The organism is Bacillota bacterium (assembly GCA_033549065.1).
Lineage (GTDB): Bacteria > Bacillota > Dethiobacteria > DTU022 > DTU022 > JAWSUE01.
In genome coordinates, this window is the sequence record JAWSUE010000015.1 from 1 (window position 1) to 20,671 (window position 20,671).

Annotated in this window: 19 protein-coding genes and 3 riboswitches; of the genes, 3 read left to right on the forward strand and 16 right to left on the reverse strand. The window is 44.4% G+C overall.

Annotation, left to right across the window (positions count from 1 at the left end; genetic code table 11):
- The 15 genes from SCJ97_10075 to SCJ97_10145 form a co-directional block, all read right to left on the reverse strand.
- Window positions 1–417, reverse strand: a 417-nt coding sequence (locus SCJ97_10075) for a prepilin-type N-terminal cleavage/methylation domain-containing protein (GenBank protein ID MDW7740381.1), incomplete at its 3' end; no start/stop codon positions are given.
- Between the two features lie 145 nt (window positions 418–562).
- Window positions 563–648, reverse strand: a riboswitch (cyclic di-GMP riboswitch).
- A gap of 163 nt (window positions 649–811) precedes the next feature.
- The gene (locus tag SCJ97_10080; GenBank protein MDW7740382.1) at window positions 812–1,522 is read right to left on the reverse strand and encodes a sigma-70 family RNA polymerase sigma factor; all 711 of its coding nucleotides are present in this window, start codon (window positions 1,520–1,522) and stop codon (window positions 812–814) included.
- A gap of 78 nt (window positions 1,523–1,600) precedes the next feature.
- Window positions 1,601–1,689, reverse strand: a riboswitch (cyclic di-GMP riboswitch).
- 83 nt (window positions 1,690–1,772) lie between these two features.
- The gene (locus SCJ97_10085; protein ID MDW7740383.1) at window positions 1,773–2,834 is read right to left on the reverse strand and encodes a hypothetical protein; all 1,062 of its coding nucleotides are present in this window, start codon (window positions 2,832–2,834) and stop codon (window positions 1,773–1,775) included.
- A gap of 49 nt (window positions 2,835–2,883) precedes the next feature.
- On the reverse strand, window positions 2,884–4,587 hold the full coding sequence (locus SCJ97_10090) for an ATPase, T2SS/T4P/T4SS family (protein MDW7740384.1): 1,704 nt from the start codon (window positions 4,585–4,587) through the stop codon (window positions 2,884–2,886).
- Between the two features lie 83 nt (window positions 4,588–4,670).
- On the reverse strand, window positions 4,671–5,213 hold the full coding sequence (pilO, locus tag SCJ97_10095; protein MDW7740385.1) for a type 4a pilus biogenesis protein PilO: 543 nt from the start codon (window positions 5,211–5,213) through the stop codon (window positions 4,671–4,673).
- The gene (locus SCJ97_10100) at window positions 5,203–5,805 is read right to left on the reverse strand and encodes a hypothetical protein (protein ID MDW7740386.1); all 603 of its coding nucleotides are present in this window, start codon (window positions 5,803–5,805) and stop codon (window positions 5,203–5,205) included. The genes pilO and SCJ97_10100 overlap by 11 nt, the downstream gene beginning before the upstream one ends.
- A gap of 2 nt (window positions 5,806–5,807) precedes the next feature.
- Window positions 5,808–6,827 (reverse strand): type IV pilus assembly protein PilM, encoded by a 1,020-nt coding sequence (gene pilM, locus SCJ97_10105; GenBank protein MDW7740387.1) that lies wholly within the window; start codon window positions 6,825–6,827, stop codon window positions 5,808–5,810.
- A gap of 18 nt (window positions 6,828–6,845) precedes the next feature.
- A complete protein-coding gene (locus SCJ97_10110; GenBank protein ID MDW7740388.1) occupies window positions 6,846–8,051 on the reverse strand; it encodes a type II secretion system F family protein in 1,206 nt (401 codons plus the stop codon).
- Between the two features lie 38 nt (window positions 8,052–8,089).
- Window positions 8,090–9,184: a type IV pilus twitching motility protein PilT gene (locus tag SCJ97_10115; protein ID MDW7740389.1), complete on the reverse strand. Its 1,095-nt coding sequence runs from the start codon at window positions 9,182–9,184 to the stop codon at window positions 8,090–8,092.
- 33 nt (window positions 9,185–9,217) lie between these two features.
- Window positions 9,218–10,633, reverse strand: coding sequence for a hypothetical protein (locus SCJ97_10120; GenBank protein ID MDW7740390.1), 1,416 nt, complete (start codon window positions 10,631–10,633; stop codon window positions 9,218–9,220).
- A complete protein-coding gene (locus SCJ97_10125) occupies window positions 10,630–11,199 on the reverse strand; it encodes a hypothetical protein (GenBank protein MDW7740391.1) in 570 nt (189 codons plus the stop codon). The genes SCJ97_10120 and SCJ97_10125 overlap by 4 nt, the downstream gene beginning before the upstream one ends.
- 373 nt (window positions 11,200–11,572) lie before the next feature.
- Window positions 11,573–12,190 (reverse strand): prepilin-type N-terminal cleavage/methylation domain-containing protein, encoded by a 618-nt coding sequence (locus SCJ97_10130; GenBank protein MDW7740392.1) that lies wholly within the window; start codon window positions 12,188–12,190, stop codon window positions 11,573–11,575.
- Window positions 12,175–13,902: a type II secretion system protein gene (locus SCJ97_10135; protein ID MDW7740393.1), complete on the reverse strand. Its 1,728-nt coding sequence runs from the start codon at window positions 13,900–13,902 to the stop codon at window positions 12,175–12,177. The genes SCJ97_10130 and SCJ97_10135 overlap by 16 nt, the downstream gene beginning before the upstream one ends.
- Window positions 13,903–13,925: 23 nt before the next feature.
- Window positions 13,926–15,149 (reverse strand): hypothetical protein, encoded by a 1,224-nt coding sequence (locus tag SCJ97_10140; protein ID MDW7740394.1) that lies wholly within the window; start codon window positions 15,147–15,149, stop codon window positions 13,926–13,928.
- A 114-nt stretch (window positions 15,150–15,263) separates the two neighbouring features.
- A riboswitch (cyclic di-GMP riboswitch) is annotated at window positions 15,264–15,346 on the reverse strand.
- A gap of 84 nt (window positions 15,347–15,430) precedes the next feature.
- The gene (locus SCJ97_10145; GenBank protein ID MDW7740395.1) at window positions 15,431–15,937 is read right to left on the reverse strand and encodes a YqeG family HAD IIIA-type phosphatase; all 507 of its coding nucleotides are present in this window, start codon (window positions 15,935–15,937) and stop codon (window positions 15,431–15,433) included.
- A gap of 148 nt (window positions 15,938–16,085) precedes the next feature.
- On the opposite strand from SCJ97_10145, the gene SCJ97_10150 reads away from it, so the two are divergent.
- A complete protein-coding gene (locus tag SCJ97_10150; GenBank protein MDW7740396.1) occupies window positions 16,086–17,135 on the forward strand; it encodes a 3-isopropylmalate dehydrogenase in 1,050 nt (349 codons plus the stop codon).
- 3 nt (window positions 17,136–17,138) lie between these two features.
- On the opposite strand, the gene SCJ97_10155 is transcribed toward SCJ97_10150, so the two are convergent.
- The gene (locus SCJ97_10155; GenBank protein MDW7740397.1) at window positions 17,139–18,026 is read right to left on the reverse strand and encodes a PhzF family phenazine biosynthesis protein; all 888 of its coding nucleotides are present in this window, start codon (window positions 18,024–18,026) and stop codon (window positions 17,139–17,141) included.
- Between the two features lie 286 nt (window positions 18,027–18,312).
- On the opposite strand from SCJ97_10155, the gene SCJ97_10160 reads away from it, so the two are divergent.
- Together SCJ97_10160 and SCJ97_10165 are read left to right on the forward strand one after the other, a co-directional pair.
- A complete protein-coding gene (locus tag SCJ97_10160) occupies window positions 18,313–19,452 on the forward strand; it encodes an acyl-CoA dehydrogenase (GenBank protein MDW7740398.1) in 1,140 nt (379 codons plus the stop codon).
- Between the two features lie 37 nt (window positions 19,453–19,489).
- The gene (locus tag SCJ97_10165; GenBank protein ID MDW7740399.1) at window positions 19,490–20,653 is read left to right on the forward strand and encodes an acetyl-CoA acetyltransferase; all 1,164 of its coding nucleotides are present in this window, start codon (window positions 19,490–19,492) and stop codon (window positions 20,651–20,653) included.
- The last annotated feature ends 18 nt before the right edge of the window (window positions 20,654–20,671 follow it).

Sequence of the window (20,671 nt, forward strand, 5' to 3'; positions counted from 1 at the left end):
AGGACCTGGTGCTGTAGAATCAATTATAACCTCATATGTTTGTGCAGTACCCTGAAGTGGTGTACCGGTGACCATTGCACCTAATTCTGTTGGATTTGTATCTGCCCTATCAGGAACTACTGGCCATTCTGCTACATAATCCATAAGTGTTAATGTCCGCCCATCCACTGTTGGACCTGCAGGATTATAAGTACCAGCTGCATCAGTTAATCCCTCCTCGGAAATTAACATCTGAGCTGCACCGATTAAAATTCTAATATTTGACGCATGAGCCCTATTTGCAGCATTGGTTTGCACAGCGCCAAATATCGGGATTGCGATTGCTACCAAAATCCCAATAATTACAACAACTACCATCAATTCAACCAGGGTAAAACCTTTTTCATTCCTGTGCATTGCCTTCATCAATTTTTGCATCCTTATCAAACTCCTTCATTTATATATTTTTTCGGGCTGTTCTTCACAACCCTATCCACTGCGAAACCGTTTGCTCTCTATAATCGATCCCCTCCCCATTACTTATTTGACGATAATGGGTGATGTTCTTAAAAATAAATCCCGATTCGGTAGCCTGGCAGTCATGCCTTCTTAAGGTTTAGACCCATAGCTTTGCGCCGCTTCCTTTCGGAAACTTTGCCATTATCGTCAGGTTCTTCTTTAGACCTTATTAAGGGCTTTTCTCTTTACCCTTCATCAATAGTTATACCAGGATTTATATTTTTTAGACACTTTTTGTAAAAATATTTTAGAAATAATAAAAAAACTGCGTAATACGCAGCTTATAATTGCCATGTTATTCCAATAAAATCGATTAAGCCATGTTGAGGCGCATTTCGTTTAACCCTTTATTCAGGACCCTGGAAACCTTACGCTGGTTAATCCCCAGTTTTTTTGCAGCCTCTTCCTGGGTCATCCCTTCATAGTAAATCAATTTAATAACCTGCTGCTGAAGTTTATCCATTTTTTCCAGGGACATCTGGACCGTGATAGTGTCTTCTATAGGTAATTTAAAACTTTCATAACGGATATGTTTTACCTTGGAAAGGTCCAATTCATCCAGGGCAATCACACCGGCCTGCATGGCCTCGACGATACCTTCCTCTGTAACGTTAACTTTTTGGGCTATTTCTCTTAAAGTTGGAATAGATTTATTCTTTTGAGCCAGTTCTTCGGTTGCATTGATCACCTTCGCCTGCAAACCCTTCATCCATTCGGGCAATTTAAAGGGCCTTCTTTCCCGAAGTTCATGGCGGATTTCACCGATAATACAGTGTGATGCATAGGTAGAAAACATGATTCCGCGTTTATGATCATATCGGTTTAAAGCCTTAAGAAGTCCGAGATATCCAGCCTGCCGAAGATCTTCGTCGATCCGCCCGGGGCTGTAAAGAGCAGCAAAATGCATCACCAGAGGTTCAGCGAAACTTACTGCCGCCTCTTTCCATTCTTCGTTACCGGTCCGCAGGTACATTTGAACTGCTGACTCCAGTTCTTCATTCTGTTTTTTTGTGCAAAGTGTCATGATCGAATTCCTCCGATATACAAATAAACCCCACCTGCTCCCGGAGGTGGGGTAATTTAAACTTTTATCTCACTCCGAACAGGTAACTGGCTGGCATCAGTGTTTTTAACACTTCAGCCCCTTTAGTTTTGCGTCACCACCTTTCGGTGGTTTTGCCTTTATTCAGTTCAGTTATTACATTATTTCACAATTAGATCAAGAAGTCAAGTATTTTTATAAATTTTCAATTAATATTATATATTTACTATTATTACGCTTTCTGGAATTGAGTCAACGCTTCAATCATGATGCTGATCCGGGCCGGTACCTGCTCATTTCGTGTAGTCCGGACCTTTTCAATAATGACATTTTCTTCGGCATTACGTAAATGATCCAGCAGTTGAAGTAGTCCCCTATAACGCCCTTCAAGCAGAATATCAAGTGGTACTTCTACCATCTCGCCGTTCTCTTCCGGCTTACCCTTACATCTTATTTCCGAAAGGCGGAGTCCGAATTCATCCGACAGTACTTCAAAATAGCGTAACACCTCCGCCTCTTCATATTCTTCAGGGAAAGCGATCTTGAAACTGTTGATCGGTATATGGCAGTTGCGATCCATTGCATCCAGATCACCTGTGCAATCCTCAGTCGCTCTAAGGTATTCAACCTGGCTCTTGGTGAGAGCTGACTCTTCTTCTTCAATGGCCAGACTCAGCTCTCTTAAGTTGACTGAAATTAGAGAGAGGACTTTCTTTTGAATGTTACTCAGGCGATCAATCGATTTCCGGATAGTTATAACATCTTCAATAGGCAGTTTGAATGATTCGCGTTTCAGGCTTCGAATCGATGAAAGGTTTACATCTTTCATCGGCACACTGCCCGCCTGCATTGTTTCCAAGATCCCCTGCTCTGCTATATTTACCTTGCCGGCTATCTCTTTTAGTGTAGGCAATGCCGCTTTTTTTTGAGCGAGCTCTTCTGTAGCGTTAATTACATCATCCTGTAGTTTTTTCAACCAGTCGGGGATTTTAAATATATTCCGTGATCTTAGTTCCTGCCTTATTTCGTTGATAATGCAGTGTATAGCATAAGTACTGAAGAGAACTCCACGTTCCGAATCATAATTTTTCAAAGCGAGAATAAAACCTTCATTGGCAGCCCGGATTAATTTATTATCACTTTTATCATGGCTATAAATACCGGCATAATAGGTAGCAATATCTCGTCCGATTTTCAATAGTTTTTCTTTTGATTCCGGATTTCCCTTATCAAGATATTCCTGAACAGCAGATTCAAGATCCGGAAGGCTGTCTTTTTTATTATCTATAGCCATTGTAAACCCCTCATTAATACTCTTTTACCTTCGGAGAGCTCCTAGTTTTTTAAATAAGCACCCTGAGTGCTTCTTCCATAGATGTAATACCCGTCTTTACCTTAAGAAAACCATCCTGGCGCAGGGTAATCATTCCTTCTTTAACTGCGTCCTTGGCAATCTCGCCGGAAGAACGGTTCTGCAGTGTAAGCGCTTTGATCTCGTCGCTGACAATCAACAGCTCGTATACACCAACCCGGCCTTTATAGCCGGTCTTACTGCAGCGGAGACATCCAACAGGTTTGTAAAGGATGACTTCATTTTCACCCTGTGAGAAAGGAAAGTCAGGGACTGATGTAAGCAGTTCTTTTTTACTGATCCGATATTCTTCCCGGCACAGTTTGCATAAAACCCTGACCAGGCGCTGGGCCAGAACAGCAATCACTGATGATGCGGTAAGATATGGTTCCACATCCATTTCTGTCAGGCGGGATATTGCTCCGGCAGCATCATTGGTATGTAAAGTTGATAGAACCAGATGACCGGTCAGGGCAGATTCAACAGCAATTTTTGCCGTCTCACGGTCACGGATCTCACCGATCATTATAATGTCCGGGTCATTACGCAGAATTGAGCGCAGCCCGGATGCAAAGGTCAAACCCGCAGCCGGATTAACGTTGACCTGGTTTATCCCGTCAAGGCGGTATTCTATCGGATCTTCCACGGTGATTATATGCTTTTCTACCTGGTTCAACTCGGCCAGGGCAGCATAAAGGGTTGTTGTTTTACCGCTGCCGGTAGGCCCTGTAACCAGAACACAACCATGCGGCGTATTGATCATCTTTCTGAAAAGTTTCAGCTTGCTTTCCGGAAAGCCAAGTTCCGAGAGTGTAATTAACTGCGCACTGCGGTCAAGTATACGCAATGTCAGCTTCTCCCCATAGGCAGTAGGCAGAGAAGCTACCCTGAAATCGATCGTTTTACGATCAATCCGCAGAGAAATCCTGCCGTCCTGTGGAATCCGTCGGTTGGCAATATCCATATTACCCATTACCTTTATCCTGGAAACAAGTGGTGGATATAACCGGTATGGGGGATGCATCACTTCATGTAGTACCCCGTCAATGCGGAACCTGATACGCATGCTTTTTTCCAGCGGTTCAATATGAATGTCGCTGGCTCCGTCCCGGACAGCCTGGCTGAAGATCATATTAGCCAGCTGTACAGCCGGTTTCCCGACCGATACAGCCTGCACTTCCTCGTGCAATTCCGGTTTTTCATCTTCGTACTCATCAGCTTCAAGTGTGGTGGAAGCCCGCGCAAACTGGTCTATAGCGGCCCGTAGTTCACTTCCGGGAACACAAACCGGCTTGACCTCATACCCGGTAATCAAGCGTATATCATCAATGGCCAGAATATCGTTGGGATCAAACATGGCCACGATCAGGCGATCATTTTCAAAACCGACCGGCAGGGCACGGTAACGTCTCGCTGAATCAGGGTCAATAAGGGCGGCTGCAGCGCTGTCGATCTTATTTGTTTCCAGAGAATAATACTCGACTCCCGCCCGGGCAGCCATCGCCCTGGTGACCTGCTCCTCCGTTGTAAAACCGAGCTCAATTAATGTCTGACCCAGCAGCTTCTTTTCCCCGTTACCCTTTGCCGACTCCTGGAGTTCAAGAGCTTTCTTAAGCTGTTCACGGGTAATCGAACCACTTTCAACCAGTAAGTGGCCTATTTTTTTACCGCTGCTGCTCATTTGGCTTGTTTCCATCCGGGACACCTCTTAGATAAATCGACCGCACAACTTGCTCATAGGCTGAACGAGCATTGCACGGTTACATAATCTTACCTATATTATATACTATAAAAGGCGTTTGCGTTAATAACAACCCTGATGTTGGGTACCTGGCCGGATACCTGGGTAATGCGGATCGTATCTACCCGCACTGCCCGGTGGCCGAGATAAAGATGATCCAGGAATCCGATCATGTTTTGAAAACGACCCTCAACATTAACAACCATGGGCATACGCACAAATCCCTGATCGCTATTTTCAACCCGGTTGTCAAAACGGAGATCAACCAGGTCAATATCATATTCATCAGCCAGATATTCGAAATAACGCAGAATATCTTCCTGCCCGGCTTCTTCCGGAATAAGAAGTGAATAAACCCTAAGCTGTTCACGATATAAAGGTTCATTGGCCTTGTACTGTAATCTCCGGTTTAACAGTGCCTGAGCCTGCTGCAGCGCCATTTCTTCTTCTTCAATTTCGGCTTTTAGTTCATTTAAATTCATCACCTGCAGAACGGTCATCACAATCCCTAAGATAATAGCCAGGACAACCAGGACGATCATAATTATTTCTTTTTTCGATTGTTTGAAGTTAATCGCCATTTTCTTCACCTTCCTGATCGTCATCGTCATCGATAAATGCGGGACCGGTAAGGATCTGGCTTTCAACCTGGAACTCGACAGCATCGCTTCCGTCAAATTGGGTAGCAGAAGATAACCTTAAACGGACCTGGTCAAGCTGATCAAGTTTATATAGCTGTTCCAGCATGGACGCTACACCGCTCTGGTTATAGGCCCAGCCGCGCATGTTCAAAATACCTGAAGTATCTGAATAATTCAGTGTAAGATCAGACAACCAGGTGCCCACCAGCAAAGTATTACTTGTATCAGTAAGCAGCTTACCCCAGGGAGGAAAAGTTCCCATGGCGTTGCTAACCAAACTCACTCTGGCATTGACCTGCTGGAAAAGATCCTCATATTCCTGTAATGCTGCTGCATCTCTCTCGACCATTTCCCTCTCTACTATTAGTGAACTGAGCTGTCTCTGGGTTAAAATATTTCTGACTAAAAAAAAGGTAAATACACAGGCCGTAATCAGCAGGACCACGAATAAGATCAGAAATATTTTCCTCAGCTTTAGCTGGGCAATTTTTCTTGCTTTTATTTCAGGGGGCAGTAAGCTTACATATTCCACTATTATCCCTCCAGACCCCGGGATGCCAATCCGGCACTTAGTGTATATTCAACCACATCAAGATCATTTTTTGCCATCCGGCGTTTGGCAGGGTTAAATTCTTCAAGAGGATTAAAAATCCTGACCGGCAAATTAATATTATTTTCCAGGTAAGCGGCGATACCTTTAAGCATTGCGCCCTTCCCGCTGAGCAGTACACCTTCCACCTGTGAAGCATCAGGTTGATCCTGATAATAGGTTATGGAAGAGCGAATTTCTCCGGCCAAACTGTTCGTCCAGTCAATTACTACATCTGATGCACCGGTTTTTGCCAAAGTTTCACTATTAAAAACATCACTTAAAGAACTGTCAAGCTTTTCCGCAAGATCTATAATCTTGGTCATCCCCAAACGAGCCAAACGTGGTTTGCCCTGATCGGAAATAAGAATACTGTTAAGCCCGTTTGCTACATTAACCATAGCAATAGTCATTGCTTGAGCTTTTTCAGGCAGTAAACCGATCTGCGTCATACTTGAAACATCGATGTCCAGGGGTTCAAGGTTGGCCAGTTCGAGCGCTTCCAGAAACTTGTTTAACATATCTCTACGGGCGGCAACCAACAGTACTTCCAACGCCGGCTGTGCTTCCTCGGAAGTAATTGTTTCTCCCAAAACCAAGTAATCTAAAACAACATTATTCAGGGGTATAGGCAAGTGCTCTTCTGCCTGAAATTGCACTACATTCCTCAATTTATCCTTCGGTACTTTCGGAATAGTGATATTGCGGACTAAAACCCCCTGGTTGGATACCCCAAGAATTACACCCCGCTCTTTAATTCCCCTCGAAGCCCATAACTCTTTAAGTGCTGATCCCACCTGTGCCGGCTCAATAACAAGGCCTTCCCGGACAGCTTCATTCGGAAGATCGATACTGCCGATGTTGGTAAGCTTTGCCGATTTCGGTTTGCCAACCAGTTCGACAATACGGGCTGAACCGGAATCTATTTCCAGACCAATTGCTCTTTTAGCGCTGCTTAGTTCCATAAATGAGCACTCCCAATATTATGATATTTGGGTAATAGCGGTAAATATTGGCAGGTAGAGCGCAATAAGCATACCCCCAACTACAATACCGATTACGATTAACATCAACGGTTCGATTAAAGATGTAAGACCTTTGGTCATGGTAGCTACCTCTTCTTCGAAAAACTCGGCTACTTTATCCATCATTTCCGGTATATCGCCGGTTTCTTCACCCACTGCGATCATATGAGTTACCATGGGAGGGAAGACCCCACTTTCCTCAAGGGGATCGGCAATATTGCTGCCTTCATGAATTCTTTCCCCTGCCCTTTCAGTCGCCTCGATGATCATCGTGTGACCGGTAGCCTGGCCGGATGCATCGAGTGCCTGGACAACCGGTATTCCGGTGGCAATCATCGTAGAAAATGTCCGTGAAAAGTTAGCAATTAATGTTTTCTGAACCAATTGTCCAAAAATCGGTAGGTTAAACTTAATCCTGTCAAGTTTCTTCTTGCCCCTTTCACTGCGGGCATAAGCACGGGAAATTAGTATTATCAAAACTATTATTGGAAGCATAATATACCAATAGTTTGTCAGTAAATCTGAAAGCCCGATAATTATTCGTGTCGGTAAAGGTAAAACGACATCATCGGGGAAAAAACCGATGAAGATAGGAACAAGGAAAAACAGCATTCCGAACAATATAACTACGGCAAACGCTAGCACTGCTGCGGGATAGAACATCGCCGATTTTATATTATCCCTTAATTCTTTTTCCTTTTGAAGCTGGTGAGCAAGCCTGGTGAGTGATTTTTCCAGAGATCCTCCAGCTTCACCGGCGCTGATCATATTCACATAAAGCGTAGAAAATATTTTTGGATGTGCTTTAAGTGCATCGCTGAAGCTCACTCCACCCTCAACATTGCGGGCAATATCATTGATCGCTACACTAAGCGTAGAATTGGTAACCTGCTTACTTAATGTAAACAGTGCCCTGGTCAGGGGAATTCCTGAATCGAGCATGGCTGCCATCTGGCGGCTGAACAGGCTGAGATCACCTAGCTTAACCTTGGAAGATATTTTGAAAGATCCAAAAAGGGAGGATTGCTTGATCTCCTTTATATCCATAGCCATCAAGCCCATCCCGCGCAGCCGGTTGGCTACCGCATCCTGAGCATCGGCTTCAATCTTACCGGTGACTACATCTCCGGTTTTATTGATCGCTTCATACTGAAAGGATCCCATCAATCATTCATCTCCCTGGATATTAAGCAGCGTTCTTTCTATTTACTATATACCTTATGCTGCAGCAGCCGTTCAACTTCTGTATGATCAATACATTTTTCGAGCGCTTCATGCCTGGTAATTTTACCTTTAAGACAAAGATCCGCCAGTGAATGGTCCATTGTTCTCATTCCACTGGCATAACTGGCCTGCATAACCGAGTAAAGCTGATGCTCTTTACCTTCCCGGATCATACTGCGCACTGCTGCGCTGTTCTTTAAAAATTCCATGGCCAAAACTCTGCCGTCACCGGCAACATTTGGTATCAACTGCTGTGAAAGGACTGCCTGCAGGGAACTGCTTAACTGCTGGCGCACCTGGTCCCGCTGGTGTTCGGCAAAGGCATCAACAATCCTGTTTACGGTCAGCGGCGCGGTCTGAGTATGTAATGTCGAAAAAACCAGGTGTCCGGTTTCTGCTGCGGTCAGTGCTATGCCGATGCTCTCCAGGTCGCGCATCTCACCGATCAGGATCACATCAGGGTCATGACGCAGCATATGTCTCAGTGCTATTGGAAATGATTTTGTGTCAAATCCAACTTCCCGCTGTTTGACCGATGATTTCTTGTGTGAATGTAAAAATTCGATCGGGTCCTCAACCGTTATTATATTTAAATGTCGTTCTTCGTTGATAATATTGATCATTGCCGCCAGGGTTGTCGATTTTCCGCTTCCGGTTGGTCCGGTAACCAGAACCAATCCACGAGGCAGGAAACATAACTCCCTTACTCCCGGCAGTACGCCCAAATCTTCGATCCGTGGTATTTCGATGGGCACAATTCTCAATGCAATCGATAGTGATCCCCGCTGGAACATTGCATTACCTCTGAAACGGGCAAAATGCGGGATCGAATATGAAAAATCAAGTTCCAGATCATTTTTTAAGGCTTCGATCTGGTGCGGCTTTACTATCTGGGTCAGCAGTTCCTTTAAATTATCCGGTTTCAAGACAGGCATATCCATCCGGGTCATCTCCCGGTTGATCCGGAAAATCGGGGGATCACCCGGTGCAAAATGAATGTCCGAAGCCTTCATTTCACTGGCCCTTTTTAATATTTCGAGCATACTTATCGGATAACTACTATTATTACTCATTTATATTATCTCCACTACTATCTTTAATATCATTTACTCCTCTTCCTCTTCTTCCTCCTCAATAATGCTAAAAACTGCTGTAAAATTACGGTTTGAGTTTATTGTAAAAGTATAAGAACTGCTCTCCGATACTAATAACCCACCTTCGAGCCAACGCTCAAACTGAAAACCTTCAGCCGGCGCAGCTGTAATGGTAACAGACGTCCCCTGTATATAAGATCCTGATCCGGTTGTTGTCCCTCCCAAAGGAGGATTTGGAGCGATAGAAACCGTGAAGTATTCTGGTTCAACTGTTGGAGGTGGGACATACTGAACATTTTCACTGCTTTCTCTATTATCCCTGGTAAAAGTAAATGGTGAAGATGGGGTACTAGAAATTGCCGAGATCATCTGATTGACCAGCTCAATATTGGCCGGAGAACCTTCGGCAATCAGGTAGCGCACCTGATTGTCATAGTCTGCAGCAAAATCACGGGTTATTTTCATCATAATATCGTAAGGTTTGATTATTGGGTTTTCCCAATCCATGTAAATATATGGGATAGGATCGGGATGATCCCAGGTTACCCAACCCATATCAGTCCGGCCATCCCTGAAACCATCAAGTAAAATACTTAATAAATCTATCAGTGCTTCAAGTTCTTCTTCTGCCCTTGAACCTGTTGCAATAGCAACGGGCATCCTGATTTTCCGGGCTCCGCCTTCGGCAAAGGCTGCATTATCCATGATATCGAGTGCATTGATCAACTCACGTGCTTTACACAAGGCCATAGGCGTCCCCTGCATCCAGATGGAATGCTGGTTTGAGTCCACAGTTAAACTCTGCACTGAAACTCCAAGATCTGAGAGATATCCTTCCATCGCCGAAGCGGATACATAAAATAAATTAAATTTAGTCAGAAGCATCCGGGTGGCAAAATCGCTGTAAAGCCTGCTCTGCTGACCTACAATATAATTTTTGCCTACGGTTAAATAATCCAGACCTTCTTTTTGTAGAATAAGCTGGAATGTTGTTATCGGTGAGAGGTTTCGCGTTTTGATCGTGATAGTCCTTGGCTCTTCGAGGTAAATTATGTTGACATCAAGTTTGTAGGCGAGCAATGAGAGCACATCTAAGAGGTTTGCATCACGTATATCAAGTGATATAGTTGACGAACTGGAATGAGCTGGGCGAGGTGCTTTAATGCTTTCAGATACATCTGCCCAAAGTTGATCTGATAAAACAGCTGAATCACCATCTGATGCATCTAAGGAAGCGTTAAAAGCATTGTTATTCGTTCCGGCAAGCTGCGGATTATCTTGAATGGGCAGTACGGCATCTTCAAGAAACGCGGGCTCGGCTAAAGAACAGTTTATTGTAATCGCCGCTGCCAGCAGCAGCCCGAGGGCGGCAAAGAGTATATACCGGTTAACTGTATATTGGGATGCCTTATTTCTTTTACTTCTCATGATGCATCCTCCTCATCTTCAACAGTTGGTTCGTAGAGGCCACTTATGCTTCTAGTTTCCGGAGGCTGTCCCAGATAAAGCGCCACTTCCTGACTGTGTGCTCTCAGAATTACCGAATTTCCGGTTATCTCGTTAACTGCCCATAGATCGTCAACATAATCACCGACAGAGACTATGTAGGAAGTACCGCCTGATTCGATAATGGCCATCGCTCCACCACGGCCCCCTAATGCCGTACCGGTCAACTTCATCGGGTCAGCAAAGGGATCGCTTATTGGTACAGCCGGTTTCCAGGCTGAGTTTTCGTCGCTGTAAGTATCATTGCTGCGGATCTGCTGGGGGAGGACTTCTGCGATATCGGCAACCTCAGGCAGTGCTGACTGTTGACTGTTATCTTCAGGAGAAGCTGCTGCTTTATCACGAAGTAGAATAAGGCTGTATACTCCACCCACTATGAGAAGAAATAAAAGAATACCTATTAAAAGATAAATAGGTTGTTGCTTAAACTTTTCGAGTATATGGGGAAAATTAAAATTCAAAACTCTTTCTCGTTCTCCCTGTTTCATGCAATGACACCTCTCTATCTTTAAACTGCTATCATTGACTGATGGATATATGTTAAACCTTTTACATATAGGCTATAATTTCCCACATTATATAACTTATGCAAGTGTTTTGTCAAATATATCTAAATATTACTACTAGTATCAGACAATTATCCCCTCCTTTTAAACCTAAAGTCAACTGATCAAGGGATATTTTAGCTTCTTTTAAATTAATTTTCTTTCACTGATATGTAAATTCCTGCTAACATAAACAAATTTCTTAATAAATTCCATCTACTTATTAAATTTCTATTTCGTTACCAACTAAATTACTAAATTCTGCCAGGTTAATAATTATATGCTAATTTTTAGTTTCTTTTACAGTATAAAGTAATTAATCCCTGATAGACTTTAAATACTTGATGGTAGTTCCACCTTCGCCATTAAGTTTTATCATAGATTCATTTGGTCCGTAAGCCCTGTATAGCTCAAGATTAAGCGCCTGTACCCTGGTCATTAATAAATATAGCCCATCAACTTCTTCAACATTGATATTATCCAGATCCTCGACTGCAATAATCGAGTCCATATCAACATCAGCGCCAGTTAAAAAGATTACCACATCATCCGGTACATTACTGGTGAAATATATGCTATAAAGCATGTCGTCTGCTAAACTATCAGCCATAATCCTCTCATTTTCGTTTTGATCACGATAAATGATCGAATTATCTTCTGAAAGATAAAAATACCAATATCCATTAACCATTTCTGCTTCATCAGGATTGATCTCAATCTCTTTGGCAAACCGGAGTTCTGAAGTGATAAAATCCGAAGTTATTCTCGCTGCCTGTTGAGCAATCGCCCGGCGTTCTCCGATATTAAAAGCTTGAGTGCCAAAGTTAAAAAACATATATCCAAGTGCCAGCACAACTCCCAGTAGAGCAAGAGCAATTAATAACTCTACCAGCATAAAACCATTTTGATTATTGCTTGCTACTCTTTTAACCATTTTGGCGCAACTCCTGAAATATTACTGGTAATGCCATGTCCGGTTAATAAATACCACTTCGAAATGTCACTTCCTGTACCTCTTATGATAGTCCCGTTATCGCCGACAATAATAAAGTGAATGGTCGTGTCTACAACCTCATTTTCACCCTCGCCTGTCGTTGTTGTTACATACCCGTAGTCAATGGCTCTTAAATTTGCTGTGATCGGGCTCTCAGAATTAGTGTCAGGATTGATGGGGGTATGGGATTCCCAAGTTTGCCCATCATCAATTGAAGTAATAATAGTTCCTCCATTCCCCACAGCAATTAATATATTATTAATACCTAAAGTTTCATCCGATTCCGATACTGAAATTACATCATTCAACTGCTGATTAAGATTACTCTCAACTATTGTTACATAGTCCCAATCATTCAATGAACTATTATAAATAACAGCATCCCCTGATTTTTCTCCTACAGCAATCCAATCTGAACCATGATATGCAGCGCCGTGAAGATTCACCCCAGTAGGGTCTGCAATATCTTCTGTTACCCAGTCAATACCGTTTGAAGAGCTGAAAAATGCTCCATCAGTCCCAACTGTAATGAATTCATTTGCATTGTTATCCCATTCTACGGCTTTTAAGCTCAGGCCGTCAGCTGTAATAACCACTTCACTGCTCCAATCAGTTGCATTTGTAGAGGTAACAATAAAGCCGTCATCACCAACCGCAACAAGTCTACCTCCACCATAAACAACCGAGTTCAAATTCCCATATCCGGATGTTCCGGATATAAACCTTGGAGCTTCACGTTCTCTCCAAATCCCAATTTTACCACTGCTGCTGGATCCGATAAACACGTATTCAAATCCGGTCCAGGTGGCACCTCTGAGTTCACCTGCACCGGTCATTTTATTTCTGAATTTCCATGTTTCAATAATATCGCTTGAAATTAATAGATCCTGTCCAGAACTCACTGCAAGAGCTTCTGGTAAGTCAACATACAATCGAGTACTTATTGTATATGTTATCGTTGTTTCCGCTGATTCTTCATCCCAGGCCAAGCTAATAATATGAGGAGTATCATTTGTTTTGAGTCCTGGAGGTAATTGAAACGAAAAATCAGCACCACTTTCCCCAATCAGAATGTTGTCTTCGGCTAATATTTTAGTTACAAAAAAATTATTTTTATCATATATATAGATGCCATCTATTTCGGATATTGCAATACCTTCTAAATCGTCTTTCCCATGGATTGTAATCAATATATCCATACCATTTGCGTCTAAATTGCTCCGATACCCCTCAACTATAAGCGATGGTTCAATCTGCATCCAGGGTATATATGGAACAAAACCGCTTAACCATGCGCTGGCCTCTTTAACTGATTTTTCAACATCTGCATAATCACCTTTTACTGAAATAGTTGTGGAATTTCCTTCATCGTCTTCAAAAATAAATTCTAATGCTTCACCTGCCCATAATATCAGCGGATCTTTCTCAGCAATTGCTACTTCTATTTCAGATTGACTTTCATACAAAGCCTCACTTTTGTCACCGGCATATTGGATACGTTCTATACTTCCTACCAGCAAGGGCGTAAAAGCAAAAACTATCATTGTTAAGATAACAATGGCAATTAGTATCTCAACCAGGGTAAATCCATATTCAGCTTTACAGGCAGCTTTAACTTGATTGAAAATCTTTTTTCGAAATAACTGACCCATATAATTAACCCTCCAGAAGGAGATTATCTTACCCAGTGAACCATCAGGTATCCGCCATATAATGATCCGATATCATCCCATTTATATTTCTCGTTAAATTCCGACTTACTGGAGCCAATGGCACTGTCGTTATTACCAGTTACATGATTGACAATCATCGAACCTTCAAATATTGCGTTACCGTTTGATATAAAAAATGCCTCAGGACCGTAAACCAGTCCTTCAAAATATGCATCTTTGGCCTGCATAACCAATTTCGCTCCCTGATCTAGCAGAATCATGATCATCCCGTCTTCAGAAATCTGGACATCGCCCATCTTCGTCTGTATATTCGCAGTATTACGAACATAAATTCTCGCCGTGCCGCCTCCAATAACCCGAATTTTTTTAATATTGATCTCACTGACAATCAAATTGACATCTCCATTTGAAGTATTAAAAATAAGGCCGTCACTATTCTGACCCATTTCAAAAGTATGAGCTTCAACGCTTACAATCTCCGAAGCTGAACCTTTAATCTCCAGTTGAGCATCTTTATTATTTAAAATCTCAATTTTTTGATAGGCATAAGCGGGGGTTGCCGTGATCGGGGTTTCAGTGCTACCTACATCTATAGTCAGGGTCCCGCCATCATATGATTCGGGTAGATCTGGAAATTCCGGAGGTGGAAAGTTGATAATTACATTTTCCCTGATAGTACCCCTTGTTCCATCTACATTGGGATGACCAGCCGGCAGCGGATAATCCTCACCCTGCCAGGTTACAGTGCTCCCGGAAACGATATCACCGTTAACTGTTACATTGTTTTGGAAATTAACTCCACCGGCTGAATAGATAACACCGTCAAAACGTTCTTCAGCTTCCAAAACGATACTTACACTGTGACTTACTCCTTCAACGGTACCAATACCGGTTACTTCAATAATATTTCGATCCAATCGCTCAACATTTACAACTATATCACCAACATTTTTTTCGTTTACGTCAAAGCCAAGTTCGTCTGATGTTAATGTTTCTCCTATTTCGATCATTGTAATAATTTCCGGATTAATCATAATATGCCGGGCTATAGATTCTGCACCAGCTCTGGCAAGATAATATGCCCTGGTTCGCTGTTCGTCTCGAACCGACTGGTTTAATTCACTCATACTATAGTGCCATAAAGCCGCCCCTAATAAACCAAGAACTAACAGAATTATCAATACCAGCGGCATTGCTATTCCCTGTTCATTTATAAATAATCTCATTTTCTTAACCACCTTCGAACCCAGCATAGTTTGCCGTTCGTGAAAATATGTTTAAATACAAAAATGATCTCCCAATACCTGAGAGACCGACGTTTATGTATTGATTCTACCTGCTTCGGCAGCCAGGCTGCGTCAGCTTTTGACTGAGCGTCCCCGGCTTTGCGCCCCTGCCAAACGCAGAGTTGCCTTTGTCGGTCAGGTAAACTATTCAATCTGGTAATTAATTCTATATTAAATTAGATCTTATGTCAATACCCACATTTATATAATTTTTACTAATTTTATTTTTCTATACTTTTATACCTTGTACTTCCAAGAACAAGATTTTCAAAACAGCGCATCAGTTTCGTCCAGATGAATTCTTTCTCGGAAATGGGCGTTACATGAATGGTGTACAAGCCAAGACGATTGCCGCCAAGGACATCTGTAAAGATCTGGTCGCCAACAACAGCTACCTCTCCAGGTTTGAGGGCCATATCTTCAATCGCCCGGCGGAAAGCCTTTCGCCGCGGCTTCACCGCATACCAGATAGCCGGAATATCGAGTTCTTTAGCCAGCTGTGCCCCCCTGTCTCTGCTGTTATTTGATACGATATAGAGCCTGAAGCCTCTTTTTTTTAAATTAATAAACCACTCAGCAAGTTTAGGGTAAACCGACCGGTCGCTCCAGGGGACAAGTGTATTATCCATATCGGTGATAATCCCTTTTATGCCCAGCGATTTGAGGTGATCGATATCTATCTCAAATATATTGTCCAGATGTTGGTTCGGCACCAGAAGTTCACGCAAAGAAAATCCTCCCTTGATGTTATAACTCTATCATAACAGGTAATATTTTTACAGTCACCCATTAACCCTTTTAAAACAGGAATAAATCATGTATTATTATAAAAATCACCATGAACTGGAACCAGTCTAAACAGAGGAGGCATTATTGATGTACAAAATCGCAGTCATCCCCGGTGACGGAACCGGCCGGGAGCAGGTAACGGAAGGATTGAAGGTTTTAAAAGCAGTGGAAGAGAAATTCGGATTCAAACTTGAAACAGTTGAATATGATCTCGGCGGAGAACGCTACATGCGTACCGGCGAAACACTGCCGGAAAGCGTGCGTGAAGAGTTGAAACAATTTGATGCTATATTTCTGGGCGCAATCGGCCATCCGGATGTAAAGCCGGGCATACTTGAACAGGGTCTGCTCCTGAAAATGCGCTTCGAGCTGGAGCTATATATCAACCTGCGCCCGGTCAAGTTATTTCCAGGAGTCTCAACTCCGATTAAAGATAAAGGTCCGGAAGATGTCGACTTTGTTGTTGTCAGGGAGAATACCGAAGGTTTATATGCCGGAGCCGGAGGGTTTTTGCGCAAAGGAACTCCCCAGGAAATCGCCACCCAGGTATCGGTCAACACCCGCTTCGGTGTCGAACGCTGCCTGCGCTATGCCTTCGATTACAGCCAGACTAAACGCAGTGAGAAGAAACTGACTCTCTGCGGTAAAACCAACGTCCTTACCTACTCTTCAGACCTGTGGGAAAGGGCTTTTCATGAAATCGGCGCCGAATATCCCGACGTTACCCGCGACTATGCCCATGTCGACGCCATCTGCATGTGGATGGTTAAAAACCCCGAATGGTTTGATGTTATCGTTACCGACAACATGTTCGGCGATATCATAACTGACCTGGGAGCCATGGTTCAGGGTGGAATGGGTATTGCCGCCGGCGGCAATATTCACCCCGGCAGGGTCTCCATGTTTGAACCGATTGGAGGCAGCGCGCCGAAATATACCGGGCAGGGAGTGATTAATCCGCTGGCTTCAATCTGTGCCGGAGCCATGATGCTTGATCACCTGGATGAAACAAAGGCAGCCGAAGCAATTGAAACTGCCGTGGCTGCTGTATGCAAAGAAAAGGTTAAATCGATGAATGCCGGCCAGATGGGCTACAGCACTTCCGAGGTTGGAGACCTGGTTGTCGATTACCTGTAAAGGTCAAACCAGTTCACCCCTGGCGACCATAATTACTTTTCCGCCAACATTAACCGAAATCACGCCCTTTGCCTCTTCCTCCGCTTTCAGGAGGAGAAGTGAGGGGCGTCCTATTTCATAGCCCTGCTCCACCCTGATATCAATAGCAGTAGTGCCAAAGTAACGGTGCTTAACCAGATAGGCCGCTAAACAACCGTTGGCGCTTCCGGTAGCAGGGTCTTCGGCAATACCGTGATAATCATCAAACATGCGGGCATTCAGTTGATTATCCTGTGAGTAAGTTTCGGAAGAGAATACAAGGATCGATTTTGCCTCGGCCTTGTCGATCAGTTTCAGGCAGCCCGCCCGGTCAATCCGGCAGGAGCGGACAGCATCCAGGTTTTTTAAGGGAACGATGATAAAAGGCAGACCGGTGGAGACTTCTTCGATGGGAAACCTGCTGTCAATCTGGCTCTCTGTAATATTCAGCGCGGTGGCAGTTTCGGCAGAATCAAATACCCGTCCGAACACGGGCTCAACCTGTTTCATCCATAACACATCAGGCTTTTCATCAATATAACTAAAGCTTACCGGAATTTGTCCCACCGTAAGGTTCAGTTTAACTACCTCAACTTCTCTTTTTATAACAAACTGCTGAATTATATAAGCGGTGCCAAGAGTGGGATGTCCGGCGAAGGGTAGCTCTTCATCCAGGGAAAATATGCGAACATCATAACCACCACCTCTTTCTTCATCAGACAGAATGAAAGTTGTTTCAGAATAATTCATCTCCAAAGCAATCTTCTGCATCTCATTAGCTGAAAGTTTTTCGGCATTCCTGACAACAGCCAGCTGGTTTCCGGCATATTTCATTTCGGCAAAGACATCAACCAGGTACAGCGGATAACTCACCTCGATCTCCTCCCTCTTTCAACTGTTTAAATGATAACTGCTGTCAACATTAAAATCAATAAATGTTCCCAAAGATTAGCAGGAGTAACATTTATGTCCTCGTTTGCCTACATATGTCCTCACTCTGTTCACTTTAGCGGACACCAGTGTCAACGCTATTAGATACACATCTTTCTAAAACCCTTAATATAAAGCAGTTTTGACCTTTCCGGGCAGCGCGCTATTTGGCACAACCATTGCTACATTAATGATCAAGCGAAACACCTGATGAAGGGAGGTATAGATAATGGATTTTGCACTATCTGAAAGCCAGCAGATGATCCAGCAGATGGTCCGCGATTTTGCCCAAAAAGAACTGGCCCCGATTGCTGCCGACCTGGACCGGGAAAGCCGATTTCCCCACGATATCATCAAGAAAATGGCTGATCTGGATCTATTCGCCCTGCCTTTCAGTGAAGACTACGGTGGAACCGGAGATGGTTACCTGGCCTACGTAATTGCTGTAGAAGAGATCTCACGAGCCTGTGCATCAACCGGGATAACCTATGCCGCTCACTGCTCGATTGGAACCGGGCCGGTCTATCTTTTCGGGACTGAAGAACAAAAAGAGAAATGGGTCACACCGTGTGCCCGTGGTCAAATGCTGGCTGCTTTCGGTTTAACAGAGCCGGATGCCGGTTCTGACGCCGGAGGAACAAAGACCACGGCCGTGCTTGACAACGGAGAGTGGGTGATCAATGGCTCCAAGTGTTTTATCACCAATGCCACCCATGCCGGAGTGGTAATTATAACTGCCGTTACCGAACCGGGGCAGGGCACACGGGGAATCAGCTCATTTATTGTGCCCGGCAATACACCCGGTTTTTCGGTCACTGCTCCCTACGAAAAACTTGGCCTCAAAGCATCCGACACAGCGGAGATAGTGCTTGAGGATGTACGTATCCCCGAAGGAAACCTTCTCGGCAAACGGGGTGAAGGCTTTAAACAGTTTATGAAGGTTCTCGACGGGGGCCGAATCAGCATCGGAGCGCTCTCGGTCGGTATCGCCCAAGCCTGTCTCGATGCCTCCCTGGAATATGCCCGGGAAAGGCGGCAGTTCGGTCAACCCATTTCCAAGTTTCAGGCCATCCAGTTCAAACTGGCTGACATGGCCATGGCCATCGAACTATCCCGGCTCGGTGTCTACAGGGCGGCCTGGCTCAAGGACCGGGGACTGCCCTTTACCAGGGAATCTGCTATTGCGAAGCTGCATGCTTCGAAGACCGCTGTTCAGGCAGCGCTGGAAGCGATTCAGATTTTTGGCGGGTACGGCTATACGAAGGAATATCCTGTGGAACGCTATCTGCGGGATGCCAAGCTGATGGAAATTGGCGAGGGTACATCGGAAATTCAGCGCCTGGTTATTGCCCGTCAGCTAGGTTGTTGAAAGCTATGCCAAAACTACAAGGAGGGTTTGATTCAATATGAGCAAGCGTGTGGCCATTGTGGGAATTGGTTATGCCGGCTTCCGAACTACTTCATCGGACATTTCATACCGTGAAATGATTTTTGAAGCCGCTACCAAATGTTATGAAGATGCCGGAGGGATACACCCTCATGATATTGACTCTTTTGTCGCATCTTCGGAAGATTTTATGGAAGGAATCAGTATCGCTGATGAGTATGTTCCAGACCAGCTAGGGGCAGTGCTCAAACCGGTGCAGAGCATCGCCGGAGACAGCCTTCAGGGACTGGCTTCAGCGGTGATGCAGATTAAAACCGGAAAACTTAATGTGGTCGCCACATCCGCATTTTCCAAGGTCTCCAACCTTTCGCATTATGAAAATGTTGAAGCATACGCCACCGACCCGGTTTATGTCAGGCCGTTTCAGGAGCATCCGGCTTACCTGGCCGGTCTGGAAATGAACCGTTATCTGTATGAAAGCGGGACAACCAGGGAACAATGTGCAGCCGTGGTTGTAAAAAACAAATATAACGCACTGGATAATCCGCGTGCCGCCTATGGCGCAAAAATTTCGATCGATGACATTCTGGGTGCTCCCGACCTGAGCAGTCCGCTCGGCATCCACGACGCGAGCGGTCACCTTGATGGAGCTGTTGTTCTCCTGCTTGCTACCGAGGAGAAAGCTTTAAGGATGACAGATAAGCCGATCTGGATAAAAGGAATCGGCTGGGGCACCGACACTCCCAATCTCGACTCGCGCCTTGAAGGTTTCGGTGCAGCCATCTATGCCCGGCTGGCGGCAAAGCAGGCCTATGCCATGGCCGGCATCACAGCGCCTTACAGCGAATTAGATATTGCCGAAGTTGACGATACCTTTTCATATAAACAGCTTCAGCACCTGGAAGCCCTGAATATCTGCGGACCCGGAGAGGCTGGCAAGCTTCTGGAACTGGGCTGTTTTGATGCAGCAGGCGACCTGCCGGTTAATATTTCCGGAGGGAGCCTTGGTGTGGGTTACCTTCACGAAGCCAACGGACTGCACCGGGTTCTGGAAACGGCGCTTCAGCTGCGCGGCGAGGCCGGAAAAAAACAGCTGCCTGATGTTGAAACCGGGCTGGCCTTTGCCTGGCGCGGTATACCGACTGCCACCGGCACTGCTGTCATCCTGGGCCGCAGGCCATAAATAATACAATTGGAGGGT

Bases quoted from the DNA above. Each gene is read 5' to 3' on its own strand.
- SCJ97_10080 (MDW7740382.1), bottom strand. From the start codon at position 1,522: ATGACACTTTGCACAAAAAAACAGAATGAAGAACTGGAGTCAGCAGTT.
- SCJ97_10085 (MDW7740383.1), bottom strand. From the start codon at position 2,834: ATGGCTATAGATAATAAAAAAGACAGCCTTCCGGATCTTGAATCTGCT.
- SCJ97_10090 (MDW7740384.1), bottom strand. From the start codon at position 4,587: ATGGAAACAAGCCAAATGAGCAGCAGCGGTAAAAAAATAGGCCACTTA.
- pilO (MDW7740385.1), bottom strand. From the start codon at position 5,213: ATGGCGATTAACTTCAAACAATCGAAAAAAGAAATAATTATGATCGTC.
- pilM (MDW7740387.1), bottom strand. From the start codon at position 6,827: ATGGAACTAAGCAGCGCTAAAAGAGCAATTGGTCTGGAAATAGATTCC.
- SCJ97_10110 (MDW7740388.1), bottom strand. From the start codon at position 8,051: ATGGGATCCTTTCAGTATGAAGCGATCAATAAAACCGGAGATGTAGTC.
- SCJ97_10115 (MDW7740389.1), bottom strand. From the start codon at position 9,184: ATGAGTAATAATAGTAGTTATCCGATAAGTATGCTCGAAATATTAAAA.
- SCJ97_10120 (MDW7740390.1), bottom strand. From the start codon at position 10,633: ATGAGAAGTAAAAGAAATAAGGCATCCCAATATACAGTTAACCGGTAT.
- SCJ97_10125 (MDW7740391.1), bottom strand. From the start codon at position 11,199: ATGAAACAGGGAGAACGAGAAAGAGTTTTGAATTTTAATTTTCCCCAT.
- SCJ97_10130 (MDW7740392.1), bottom strand. From the start codon at position 12,190: ATGGTTAAAAGAGTAGCAAGCAATAATCAAAATGGTTTTATGCTGGTA.
- SCJ97_10135 (MDW7740393.1), bottom strand. From the start codon at position 13,902: ATGGGTCAGTTATTTCGAAAAAAGATTTTCAATCAAGTTAAAGCTGCC.
- SCJ97_10140 (MDW7740394.1), bottom strand. From the start codon at position 15,149: ATGAGATTATTTATAAATGAACAGGGAATAGCAATGCCGCTGGTATTG.
- SCJ97_10150 (MDW7740396.1), top strand. From the start codon at position 16,086: ATGTACAAAATCGCAGTCATCCCCGGTGACGGAACCGGCCGGGAGCAG.
- SCJ97_10160 (MDW7740398.1), top strand. From the start codon at position 18,313: ATGGATTTTGCACTATCTGAAAGCCAGCAGATGATCCAGCAGATGGTC.
- SCJ97_10165 (MDW7740399.1), top strand. From the start codon at position 19,490: ATGAGCAAGCGTGTGGCCATTGTGGGAATTGGTTATGCCGGCTTCCGA.